The following is a 13,141-nucleotide window of genomic DNA, read 5'->3' as shown; positions in this document are numbered from 1 at the left end:
CTTACTTTTTGGATATTAGTGGTGGCGGATTACATTTTCATTCCCTTGGAACGTTTCTTCTCTTCTTCTTTCTGTTCTTGCCCAGCGGTAGGCTCTGTCTGTCCCTGTTTGAGCGGCTCCTTTACATGCTTGGTAGCCTCGTTGGTCTTGCCTTCGGAATTGACGGCGACCTGCGTGTGGGAAGCATTGTCGGGAATGACTTCTTTGGCTTGGGACTTGTCGGGATTCCATTTGAGAAAGTCGAACTTGTTCTTCTCGAAGTTGGCGCGGACATAGGCTTTGAAAGGTTCTCCCTTCTTGTCGATAAGCCCGGTCATATAGACCGTCTGCCCTGCTTTAAGCTTTGCCTGTTCTTCGGGAGAGATGTCGCGTCCCAACATCTTCTTGGGGACATGCAATTCTTTCTGCTCCGCCTGTTCCTGTCTTTCGGGGGCTTGCCTTTGTCGTTGTTCCTGCTTGGACGAGCCGAAACGAAATTCAATAGACCGCTTGTCGGCATTGAATTGAAGGTTGGCATTGAAATGCTTGCCCGTTTTGGAGGTCATACCCTCCACATAGATGCTTCTGCCTTCCGAGAGTTCCTTTTTTTGCTCATCGGTCAGCTTCACGCCCTTGATTTCATCGGGGATGCGTACCCGGTCGGCACTCAGGGCGATGATGTCGTTCGTCAGGCGGTCGATACTCACGAAACTGCGGGTCGGCTCAGCTTTGCCGGGGAAGGTCAGCTCCACGGTACGACCGAGGTTGCCCGTTTCTCTTAGGGCTTTCTTATCCTCGTCGGTGAAGGTATGCCCGAAGAACTCGCGTTCCAACTGTGGTTCCTTGCGAATGGCGTGGACGACGGGGATAAACATACCGTCTCCGGAGGCTTTCAGGGAAAGACGGGCATCGGTGTAGAGGGAGACTTCGCCGATTTTGATGCTGATGGGAACAAGCGGAGTCTTGCGATATTGAAGCAGGTCATCAAGATGCTTGCCCTTTTCCAGACTTTCACGGCTTACGCCCATCTGCTCGAACTGCTCCCACTTCACCTTGTCGGGGTCAATGCCTTGGAAGGACTGTTTCTGCTCCCCTGCATAGTCCGCAGGATTGATACGGGCAGAGTCCAGCATCTCCTTATTGGAGGGGACATCCGGTGCTTTGAGCATCTCCGAGAGTACGCGTGCACTGGCAACGGCACTCTCAAAAGGCACTTTGAAGAAGTTCAGCGGTGTGGGATTCTTGAACTGACGCATGAAGTTGGAGAGGAAGTTTTCCAGCGCATTGCTGTGCTTGTCGAACTTCAGGAAGCTCTGTTCATGCTCGGCGGTGGGCGGAACGGTTTTCAGTCCGCCTTTCTCGTCCGTACCTGTGACGGCTTTGAGATTCTCGTCCTTCTGATCCTTGACCAAAAGGACTTCTTGGTCTTTGATTTTTTCATCCATATTACAATGTATTTAATGACACCAACAGCGGTGCACGGACAAAAGTAAACCAAAGAAACCGTGTATGTTAGAGGTTTGAGATAACTGCGTACTTGTGGCGTTGATATGGATAGAAGTGGCTTTTTAGGAAGAATTGCCTGTGTATGTTTATGTTGGAAATTCTTCTTTTTGCGTACCTATAATATTCAAAAGACGTAAACATGAAATTGAAAAATACTCATTTTTGGGTATTGCGAGAACAGGTTATCAGTGGTACCTTTGCAAAAAATAAACGTGTATTGAAAATGAGTTTTAGTAGGCGAAAGCATATAAGTAAATCTCTACATATGAAAGTAGGGCTTCTCGAAAAGGGAAGCCCTACTTTTTTATGAATATTCCTGAGCGAAATTCGTTTTTGATTCAACGTCAATTTAGCATTCCCTCAGTTGACGACGCAATCAAAATCCTGTATACTATCCTATTATAAAATTCTAAATGCAGACACAAAAAACAAATATCCGTGAGACAATTCTCTTAATTGCCCGCAGAGAATTTATTAATAGAGGTTTTAAGAAGACTTCTATTAAGAGAATTTCGTTTTTGTCAGAAGTAGCTGTTGGGAATATATATAACTACTTTAAGAATAAAGATGAGATTTTTTGCGAGGTTCTTGCTCCTTTAATCAGGTCGTTAGAAAAATACCTGATAGCAAATTCTGGCAGTACTTACCAAACTACAGACGTTTTTTACACCGAAGAAAGTAAAAATCTGATGATAAATCAGATTTTGGGTATCATAACTCCTTATAGAGCAGAGCTTAAACTATTATTTTTTGAATCTTCTGGAACACGATTAGAAAAGTATTTTGATCACTTTTCTGATAGATTTGCTTTAGATGGGGTGGAGTACTTGGAAAAGATGAAAGATAAATATCCTGAAATAGAAACTAAGATTTCACTCTCTTTCATTCGGGTTGCTTGTTCGACTTGGTTTTCTGTATTAAAGGAGATTGTTAGTCAAGACGAACTTAATAAAGAAGAAATTACAAATATAATTTCCACATATGTTGAGTTTACAACAGCAGGATGGAAGAAGATACTAAATATCAAGTTTTAGATTGAAATAAAGTAACACCAATATATTAGTCCGTATGAAAATAGAAAACATCAACAGCATTTTTGAAAGAGTTATAAGTTGGGTACTCAAGAAGAGACTTTTTATTACCATTTTATTTATTGGAATGATAGGTCTATCTGTCATAGGTCTTGAAAAAATTTCGATGAAAACATCTTTCGATGACTATTTCATGAAAGATGATCCTATGCTAATTAAGTCTAATGAGTTTAAGTCCATTTTTGGCAATGATTATTATGTGGCAGTCCTTGTGAAAAACAAAGATTTATTCTCCAAACATAGTCTATTAAAAATCCGAGAGCTTAGTAATGAGTTGGTAGATAGTTTATCTTATGCAGACAAGATAACATCTCTTACAGATTTGGAGTTCACAGTAGGGACAGAAGACGGCTTGAAAATAGAACAAATCGTACCAGATGAAATCCCATCCGACCAAAAATCTTTGCTTTCCATCAAACAGAAAGCATACAGTAAGCCATATTTAGCCAACAAATTAGTATCCAAAGATGCAACTATGACATGGATATTGGTAAAACTTAGACCATTCCCCGAAGAGAATGAATGGAGAAAGATAAGCGACATGTCACCAGAACTCCTTACAGGAAAAGAAGTTGCACATATCATAAATAAGCCTCAATACCAAGATTTATCTCCCAATGCTGCCGGTATGCCCTACTTAAGCTATGAAAAGAATATATTTTTTCAGGGAGAGATGGGACGTCTAATGCTATTTGGATTAATCGCATCCATTCTTGTCATGTTTGTCATAACTCGTTCTTTTAGAGGTATTCTTACTCCATTATTAACTTCTGTTTCGGGGCTTGTTATGGGGCTAGGAATAATTGGCTGGACTGGACTCTACTTAGACACGACTACAATGATGATTGTCTTGCCCCTATCTTTTGCATGTTCAATAGCTTATAATGTCCACCTCTATAATCTGTTTAAGACCACATTTTTAGAAACAGGCAAGCGAAAGTTTTCTGTAATTAAAGCAATTGGTGGTACAGGATGGGGAATCTTGTTATCTGCACTTACAACAATAGCTGCTATGCTGACTTTTCTCTCTATGGAAATAGTCCCCATGCAAGCTATCGGTGTCAATTCCTCTTTGTGTTTAGCCTCAATTATAATTACTTGCTTATTTATGACGCCTATCATCCTCTCTCTTGGGAAAGACCATAAACCTCATTCAAATATGGCAAAAAGCATTGAAGGGAGACTTGGCAATACCTTCCAAAAATTAGGTGGATTTGTTGTACGCAAACACAAGATGTTAATTATTGTATCATGTCTTGTAACCGTGGTCTGTGGAATAGGGTTATTTAGCATAGAACCTGCTTTTGATTTGGAGAAAACGGTCGGACGCAAAGTACCATACGCTAAGAGATTCTTGGATTTATGTAATACGGAATTGGGTAGTATGTACTCCTATGATTTAATGATAACATTACCGGAAGAAGGTGATGCCAAACTACCAGATAACTTAAAGAAGTTGGAGCAACTAAGTAACGTGTCAGAAACATATGCTTTGACCAAACGTCACAATTCAATCTTGGATATAATCAAAGATATGAACTGTACATTGAATGAGAATAATCCAGCATTCTATAAGATACCCGACGATACCGATATGATAGCTCAATTATTGTTGCTCTATGAGAATGCAGGAGGAACGGAATCAGAGTATTGGATGGATTATGATTATAAAAGATTGAGACTACAGATAGAAATACAGTCATACAACTCGAATGAAGCAGAAAAGGAAATGAGAGGCATTCAGGCAGAGGCTCAAAAACTATTTCCTAAAGCACACGTATCTATGGTCGGAAATCTCCCTCAATTTACCATGATGCAACAGTATGTGGAAAGAGGGCAAATGTTGTCTGTTCTTTTATCTGTATTGATAATCGGTATCATTCTGCTTATTGTCTTTAGAAGTTGGAAAGTAGGGCTTGTCGGTATGATTCCCAATATTGCTCCGGCTCTTATTGTCGGAGGAATGATGGGATGGCTTGACTATCCTCTTGATATGATGACAGCTTCGCTTATCCCCATGATATTAGGATTATCGGTGGATGATACGATTCATTTCATCAACCACGGATGTGTTTCATTTAATTCCTGTAAGAATTATACTGAAGCAATAAAACGAACATTCCGCTCAGAAGGGGTGGCAATTGTTATGTCTACCGTCATTATTACAATAGCATTTCTTGGGTATCTTGTGTCAGACGCAACACAAATACATAACTGGGGAATTCTGGCAGGAGCAGGAATGGTTTCAGCCCTTCTTGCAGATTTATTCTTAGCTCCAATATTATTTAAATATTTGAATCTGTTCGGGAAAGAAAATCCTCAAAAAGCAACCCAATTATGAAGAAGGAATTAGTAAAATCACTGTTTATCGTTTTTCTGGCGTGCATAACAGCAAGTAGTGGATTTGCCCAAAGTACATTCACACAGAACAAACACGAAGCAGACAATGACCATGACCACGAAGGACGGTTCTTTGTAGGAGGGGCTGTATCGTTTTGGGCTGACAATAAAGACAAGACTCTGACATTAGACCTTTGTCCTGAGATAGGCTATCTTTTCAATGATAGTTGGGGAGTCGGCATGCTCCTTGGGTATGAGTATGAACGTAGAGAGACAAGTGAAACAAAGACCATAGGCAACGCCTTCAAAATTTCACCTTTTGTCCGCTACTATTATTTCCATAGAAGTCCATTCAATCTTTATTTGGATGCAGGGGGAGGCTTCAATTTTTCCAGAGAGAAAGAGGGTGGCACTACGAAATATCTCAATGGGTTTGAAATAGGAATACGTCCTGGAGCTTGCGTCGACCTTACCGAAGGGCTTTGCCTCTGTTTTCGTATGGGCTTTGTCGGCTACAGAAACGACTACTTTATGGCTGAAGAACCAAAAATGGGAACCAAAGGCTTCGGACTTCGTTTTGCACCCGAAGAGCTAATGATTGGATTAGAACTGGAGTTTTAAGTCCGTAATTTTTGTAATGAAATGATATAATCAACAATGATAAGGCAATGAAGAAAACATTTTTAATGGTAGCAATGACTATCGCATTAACAGCTACTGCAATGGCTCAGACGGGCAGAGAGATTGCCCAGAAAGTAAAAGACCGTCCCGATGGAGATACCCGTCAATCGGAATTGGTCATGAAACTAATCAACAAGCGCGGAGCGGTGCGCGAGCGTAAACTAATATCTTACTCCATCGATGTGGGCAAAGGGAAGAAAGACCGCAAGAGCGTCATGTTCTTCCAATACCCCGGTGATGTAAAAGGCACAGGCTTCCTCACATGGGATTACGATGATGCGAACAGAGATGATGATAAATGGCTCTATCTGCCTGTGATGAAGAAAACTCGCCGTATCAGTGGTTCTTCTGCCAAACAGGATTACTTTATGGGTAGCGACTTCACTTATGATGATATGGGCAGTCGTAATGTGGATGAAGACACCCACAAGTTATTGGGTGAAGAAACCATCGGTGGAAAAAAGTGCTGGAAATTGGAATCCACACCCAAAGACAAACGTGAGATTTATTCCAAGAAAATTGCCTTCATACGCCAAGACTGTCTGATAGCTGTAAAGGTGGAATATTACGATAAGATGGGCAAGCTACACCGTCGTCTTGAATTATCGGACATTACCAAAGTGGAAGGATTTTGGATTGCTAAAAAACTACACATGACCAATGTGCAGACAGGGCATCAGACTATTCTTGAAATAAAGAGTCCCAAGTATAATCTCCCGATGGAGGAGGCAAAGTTCAATGTTACCACTTTGGAGAAAGGACGGTTATGATGACAAACGGAAGTAATCATTCTGCAAAATTCTTGCTACTGTTTTTCCTGCTCTTACCTATACAAACTATATGGGGGCAAGAGCAGGAGGACTCGTCGTGGCAACTTAAAGGTTTTGTGGATACCTATCATGCCGTCCGTTCCGAAAAACCGAACAACTTTATGTCTTCGCGCACGAGAATAAGGGGCGAGATAGGTAAAAGTTTTGAGGGCTCTTCGCTCTTTGTCTCATTCAACGCAACTTACAATGCATTATTAAAAGAGCGTACAGGTGTTGAACTGCGGGAAGCGTATCTTGACCATCGAGATGACCATTGGGGCTTTCGCCTTGGGCGACAATTGGTCATTTGGGGGGCGGCAGACGGTGTGCGCATTACTGACTTGGTATCGCCCATGGATATGACAGAGTTTCTGGCACAAGACTACGATGATATCCGTATGCCGGTCAATGCCCTACGTTTCTTCCTCTTCAATGACAAGATGAAGCTCGAATTGCTTGCTGTTCCCACATTCGAGGGATATAAGCTGTCCACCGATGCCACCAATCCGTGGAGCATATTGCCGCAAGAGCCTCCTCTGACCATTGTGTGGAGCGAAGCAGGAAGCCGTCCCAAGTTCCAATTGTCGAATGTCGAATATGGTGGCAGGCTCTGCTTTACACTGCCAGGAGTGGATTTCTCCCTATCTGCATTGCATACGTGGAACAAGATGCCAGTTATCACCTATCAACCATCAGCCACAGACCTAACGATGTCACCGCATTACTATCGCATGGGGTTCTTCGGAGGTGATATATCCAAGCCGTTCGGACAGTTTGTGTTACGTGGAGAGACTGCTTTCAATGTCGGGAAGCATTTCAGCTACAAACCTACGGCAAACACCATAAGACAAAAAGGATTTAACACGCTGAATTATCTCGTGGGCGTGGATTGGTATGCACCCTATGAATGGACGATAATGGCACAATTTTCTTCCGAAAGCATTTTCGGATACCAAAGTCATATAGCACAACCCCGGCACAGCTCGTTACTTACGCTCAACGTATCGAAAAAGCTATTGGGAAGCACCTTGCAACTCTCCAACTTTACTTACTTCGACATTAACCACAAGGGATGGTTCAGCCGCTTTGGAGCCGATTATGCTCTTAATGATTACATCCGCCTATCGGCAGGTTTCGACTGGTTTGGAGGCAACGAAGGGATGTTTAGCTTGTATAAACAGAATTCGGAAATCTGGGCAAAAGCCAAATACAGCTTTTAGCACCAAAACGAAAGTAATAGAACAATGAAACAGAAGGTATTCCATCTTTTCTTATCGCTGATGCTCATGAGTATTAGCGCATTTGCCCAATCTCCCCGAGGACAGATAGTAGGCTCAGTCATAGATGATGCAGGAGAAGCATTGTACGGAGCAACAGTCTTTGTGGAAGAACTAAAGACAGGTGATGTAACAGACAGCAAAGGACAGTTCGTTATTCGGAATCTCCCGTTTTCTACTTATACCCTAACGGTGCAATTTATAGGGTATCAACCACAGAAAAGAAAAATAACAGTTAGCAAAGAGAATCAAAACATAGAGATTTGCTTAAAGGCTGATAATCTAATGCTGGGAGAGGTTGTCGTAATGGGAAAAAGCGAAGCACGTAAAATACGCGAACAAGCAATGCCTGTTTCTGTGATCAGTATGAATCAGCTACAAGGAACGGTCAGTGATGTGCAGAGTATTTTGGCAAAGACTGTGGGAGTTACTGTTCGGGCAACTGGTGGCACTGGAAGTTCCTCTCGTATCTCTTTACGAGGTCTGGAAGGAAAAAGGATTGGCTTTTTCGTGGATGAAACCCCTCTGAATGACCAATCAGACTACATCGACTTGAATGATATACCCATTGATATGATTGATCGCATTGAGATTTTCAAGGGCGTTGTTCCTGCAAAATTTGGAGGTTCTTCTATGGGAGGAGCTATAAATGTCGTCATTAAAGAATATCCGGATAGGTATGCTGATATGAGTCTTTCACGAGAGTCTTTTAATGTGAATAAGGCTCAAGCCGTAGTTAAGCGAAACATAAAAGAGTCTGGAGTCGTTTTGGGCATCGGTGGAACTTATACTTACGCAGACAATAGTTACACGATGGAATCGCCTTATGTAAAGGGACTAAAAATCAAACGCAAACATGATAACTTCAGAAAGTTAGTTTTGGGAGGAAGCATAAAAGCAAAAAAATGGTGGTTTAACGAATTGGAACTTGAACCGATATTTATTGATACCTATCACGAAGTGCAAGGAATCAAAACAGATATTCGTAAAGCCCATACCCACTCTCGTCTTTACATGTTAGGGAATAAGTTGAAAAAAACGGATTTTCTTTTTGACGGATTGGATTTGGATATGAACACGGCCATTGCTTATACCCAATATGGTCTTGTTGATACTGCCAAAATCTTTTATGATTGGCAGGGAAATCAGTATCCAACTCCTTGCATCTATGGTGGGGAATTGGGTACTCGATATGCTTCAAATTCAGATAATCAAAAGATTACATTTAGCAATAAATTAAACTTACAATATCTCGTCAACAAGCAGCACACAATTAATTTCAATTCTGTTTTTACTCTTGCTAATGGTTATCCATCCGATTCTATTAAAATGAAAAGCTTGGGTAAAAAAACCGATTTTGACTCTCGCATGCGCAGTTGGATTGTTGGACTAAGTTACGATTTTCGCACAGCTAATGATCGTTTTCTGAATTCATTGACAGGACGTTACTACAAATACTCTATGAACACGATGTTCCAAAATATTTATGCGAACATTCCTCCTGAAAAAATTCATCTGACAAAAAACAGTGTAGGTTTCAGTGATGCTATGCGTTTTAGATTTACACCTTCATTTATGGGAAAACTGTCCGGGGGGTATGATGTACGCATTCCTTCTGAAAACGAACTGTTGGGAGATGGATATATGATAACACCTTCAGAACATCTTTTACCTGAGCGTAATTTGAGTATTAATGCAGGATTGCTCTATGACCTCACAAATATTCATTCCAGTAACTGTCAAATCGAACTTAGCGGCTATTACATGTACTTGCAAGATATGATACGATTTGTGAAGGGCATGTTGGGAGCACAGTATCAAAATTTTGGAGAAATGCGAACCCTTGGTATTGAGTTAGAAGCCAAGGCAGACATATTACCATTTCTCTATGGCTATGGAAATATTACATACCAAGATTTGCGCGATGTCCGAGAATATGAAGAAGACACTGAACTTCCTAATGCCACGAAAGGTAAGAGAATGCCCAATATCCCCTATCTAATGGCTAATGCCGGATTGGAATTTCATAAAGAAAATCTTTTTGGAGGTAAGGGACAAAATACACGCTTGTTTGTAGATATGGCTTTCGTGGAAGAGTACCTATATGATTTTGAGGTCTCTGAAAATATTAAACGACGCATTCCCAGAAGTACAACATTTGATATTGGCTTCGAACATAGTTTTATGAATCAACGCCTTTTTATTTCAGGGAAGATTAAGAATTTGACAAATGCCTCTGTGCTATCAGAGTTTAACCGTCCCTTGCCGGGTAGAAGTTTCGGAATCAAATTACGATACATACTAAGATAACAAATCATACAATCATCAAATTTTCAAATAATATGAACATGAGTAAAATCAAATTCTGGCTAATCGCAGCCATCAGTGGAACGATGTTGATGACATCTTGTGACAAAAATCATGAGGAACCCCAAAACACTCTATTGGGAGGTGAAGGGCGTATTCTCGTACAGACGACCGTCAAAAATCCTAACGGAGAAAGTGGAGCATCCTATATGCAACAAATACCTGAACTTTCCGGTAATTTGGACATCAGTAAAGCTATTCAAACGGGCTTTTACAATTCCATCTCTATTGTAGAGAATGAGATTTTTGTCATGGCAGAGTATGGAGGACAAGGTTCTCAATCCATATCGAAATATATTCGCACCCCAAAGGGGATGGAGAAAGTGGGCGAGTTACATGGAATACCTGAATCTTGGCCAATCAATCTGACATCTGTTAGTGCGCAAAAAGCTTATGTACCACTTTATTCTTTAGGAAGAGTGTTGGTAATTAATCCCCAAACAATGACTCAAATTGGAGAAATTGATTTGAAAGAGTATGCACATGGTGATGCCTCTTCTGAACCTGCATCTGGTATCATACGAGATGGCTACTACTACCTCCCATTAAATCAGATTGGAGCAGATTGGCTTCCCTATGAAAACCATAGACAGTCGGATGTTGTGATAATTGACACAAAAACAGATAAAGTTGTTAAGGTTATTTCTGAAGCAAAAAGTGGATTATGCTTCCCTACACGTCCTATGGCACAAGGAATGATATTTGCCAATGAACAGAAAGATATTTATATTGCTTGTTGTGGTCTTTTCGGATTCAATCCGAACTATCTTAAAAATGGATTTATCTGCATACCTGCAGGAAAACAAGAATTTGATACTGCAAGGTCATGGGACATCAGTAACACTACCATTCAGGGAACAAATTACAAGCCGGCATCCGTATATAATACCTTGTACTTGGGAAATGGAAAACTTGCTGCATACGTCAATATTATTGAGCTAAGTGGTGATAATCCTTATACAGCTCGAAACAATATGGCTGTGATTATTGACCTAAATGCAAAAACGATCAAAAGAATTGAGGGAATACCTGAAACGGATGGATTTAGTGCCTCCATTGAGCAATATAATGGTGATGTCTATTTCTCTGTTTATGGCGTTGCTAAATCAGGGATCTTTGCTTATAATCCTGCTACAGAAAATGTAAGACAAGTAATGACATCAAAAAATGGCATCACATTCATACACTTCTTTTGATATTGTTCCTATATCTCTTTTGGAATTTTGCATATAGCCGATACAATGATATGGGGCAATCTTAAGGGTTGCCCCATTTATGTATAAATGAGAACGAAATAAAGCTTTATTTATAATCCAAATAAATCAAATGACAAACCTATTTCAGATACTCAATTCCGCCACGATGGGACAGCCTCATCGTATGCGTCCGCTGATATGGTGGACAATAGCGGAATATTTCTTTCGCGGTGCACCATACGGAGCGATGCTGCTTGTAGTATGGGAAGTATTCAAGCCGCTCCAACATCCCGGTACGTCTCTCAATCTCAGCAACATCGCGTGGGCATGTATCATGCTCTTTATCTCCCTTGTCTGCCTTTGGCTCATCAGCAGGAAAGCATACCTCGTGGCTTATCGTGATGGTTACGAAATCTGTTGCGACGGTCGTTTGACAGTGGTCGATCATTTGCGCCAACTGCCGATGAGTTTCTTCAACAGTCGCGACCCCGGTGACATCGGGGCATACATCGTCAGTGACTACAATAATGTGGAGATGCTCACCACACACCTCATCGGTCAATTCTTCGGCGGATTGGCCATGCCCGTTGTCGCTTTGGTGTCACTCTCATTCTTCAGTTGGCAATTGGCTTTGGCGGCGGCAGCCGTTATTCCATTGACATACCCCATGATGCTGCTTACCAATCACTTTGTGGCTACATTGGGGAAAAAGCATCAGAAGACAAAGACGAATGCCGCTTCTCGTATGATAGAATATATACAAGGCATTCGTCTGATTAAGGCATTCAATCTGAGCGGCAATAAATTCGACCGTTTGGAACAGGCATTCCGAAACCTCAAACGAGAAAGCATTCGTTTGGAAGCGGCACCGGCGCCGACCATTACCTTGGCCTCCACACTGCTGAACGGAGGTTTGGTTCTTATCATGCTGCTGGGTTTTTCCATGCTGCTGGATGCTCAAATCTCCATGCCCATGTACATCATGTTTTTGCTGGCAGGCTCGGCCATCTATGCTCCACTTATTAATGCCTTGACTTTTATTGCCATGATTAACTACATGAAACTGGGGGCAGAACGCATCGATGCCTTGTGCAAAACACCTGTACTGCCAGAGGGCACAATAAAAAAAGTTGCCAATTCGGAAATAGAATTCCGTCATGTAAACTTCAGTTATAATGCAGGCATTCCCGTACTTCAGGACATATCGCTTGTCATACCCGAAAAGGGATTGACAGCCTTTGTCGGTCCTTCGGGTTCGGGCAAGACCACACTGACACGTCTCATTGCACGCTTTTGGGATGTAAACACGGGCGAAATCCTGCTCGGCGGACGAAACATCAAAGACTACACCGTGCATACGCTTATGCAACAAATTTCCATTGTTTTTCAGGATGTGTACCTTTTCAACGATACCATCTATAACAACATCCGTGTGGGGCGTGAAACGGCTACACGCGAAGAGATAGAAGCAGCCGCACGCAAAGCACAATGCCACGAATTTATTACAGCCATGCCCGATGGCTATGACACCTTGGTGGGTGAAGGGGGAAGTACGCTCTCCGGCGGAGAGAAACAACGCATATCCATTGCTCGTGCCATTCTGAAAGATGCACCCATCGTATTGCTTGATGAGGCAACCGCCTCGCTCGACCCCGAAAATGAGGTACACATCCAAGATGCCATCGACGACTTAGTAAGGGAAAAGACTGTGGTCATCATCGCTCACCGTTTGGGCACGGTAGTCCATGCCGATAACATCGTGGTGATTGACAATGGCTCAGTGGTGCAGCAAGGCAAACACCAAGCACTGCTCGAAGAAGAAGGAGTGTATCGTAATCTTTGGCAGGAGCAACAGCGAGTAAAGAGATGGAAATTCTAACAATCGAATAAACTAC

Annotated in this window: 9 protein-coding genes; 8 read left to right on the top strand and 1 reads right to left on the bottom strand. The window is 41.8% G+C overall.

Going from position 1 to position 13,141, the window contains the following annotated elements:
* Positions 1-29: 29 nt before the first annotated feature.
* Positions 30-1,424 carry a DUF3945 domain-containing protein gene (locus DQN70_RS08750; protein WP_023941208.1) on the bottom strand — a complete coding sequence of 465 codons (1,395 nt, stop codon included), beginning with the start codon at positions 1,422-1,424 and terminating at the stop codon, positions 30-32.
* A 474-nt stretch (positions 1,425-1,898) separates the two neighbouring features.
* Between DQN70_RS08750 and DQN70_RS08745 the strand changes: the two genes are divergently transcribed.
* The 8 genes from DQN70_RS08745 to DQN70_RS08710 all read left to right on the top strand — a co-directional run bounded on the left by DQN70_RS08745 (position 1,899) and on the right by DQN70_RS08710 (position 13,125).
* Entirely contained in the window at positions 1,899-2,519 is a 621-nt protein-coding gene (locus DQN70_RS08745) for a TetR/AcrR family transcriptional regulator (RefSeq protein WP_023941204.1), read from the top strand.
* Positions 2,520-2,553: 34 nt separating this feature from the next.
* Positions 2,554-4,917 carry an efflux RND transporter permease subunit gene (locus DQN70_RS08740; protein WP_023941202.1) on the top strand — a complete coding sequence of 788 codons (2,364 nt, stop codon included), beginning with the start codon at positions 2,554-2,556 and terminating at the stop codon, positions 4,915-4,917.
* On the top strand, positions 4,914-5,537 hold the full coding sequence (locus DQN70_RS08735; RefSeq protein WP_023941200.1) for a hypothetical protein: 624 nt from the start codon (positions 4,914-4,916) through the stop codon (positions 5,535-5,537). Before DQN70_RS08740 ends, DQN70_RS08735 begins: the two co-directional genes overlap by 4 nt.
* Before the next feature lie 47 nt (positions 5,538-5,584).
* Complete coding sequence (locus DQN70_RS08730) at positions 5,585-6,367, top strand: outer membrane lipoprotein-sorting protein (RefSeq protein WP_042226223.1); 783 nt, start codon at positions 5,585-5,587, stop codon at positions 6,365-6,367.
* Positions 6,367-7,626, top strand: coding sequence for a DUF1302 family protein (locus tag DQN70_RS08725; RefSeq protein WP_042226236.1), 1,260 nt, complete (start codon positions 6,367-6,369; stop codon positions 7,624-7,626). The genes DQN70_RS08730 and DQN70_RS08725 overlap by 1 nt, the downstream gene beginning before the upstream one ends.
* Positions 7,627-7,650: 24 nt before the next feature.
* The gene (locus tag DQN70_RS08720) at positions 7,651-9,993 is read left to right on the top strand and encodes a TonB-dependent receptor (protein ID WP_023941196.1); all 2,343 of its coding nucleotides are present in this window, start codon (positions 7,651-7,653) and stop codon (positions 9,991-9,993) included.
* Between the two features lie 38 nt (positions 9,994-10,031).
* Positions 10,032-11,246: a YncE family protein gene (locus tag DQN70_RS08715; RefSeq protein WP_023941195.1), complete on the top strand. Its 1,215-nt coding sequence runs from the start codon at positions 10,032-10,034 to the stop codon at positions 11,244-11,246.
* Between the two features lie 130 nt (positions 11,247-11,376).
* Complete coding sequence (locus DQN70_RS08710; protein WP_042226220.1) at positions 11,377-13,125, top strand: ABC transporter ATP-binding protein; 1,749 nt, start codon at positions 11,377-11,379, stop codon at positions 13,123-13,125.
* The last annotated feature ends 16 nt before the right edge of the window (positions 13,126-13,141 follow it).

It is taken from the genome of Porphyromonas crevioricanis, assembly GCF_900476255.1.
GTDB lineage: Bacteria > Bacteroidota > Bacteroidia > Bacteroidales > Porphyromonadaceae > Porphyromonas > Porphyromonas crevioricanis.
Note: the sequence above shows the minus strand (reverse complement) of the source record. Positions and strands in the feature narration are given on the sequence as shown.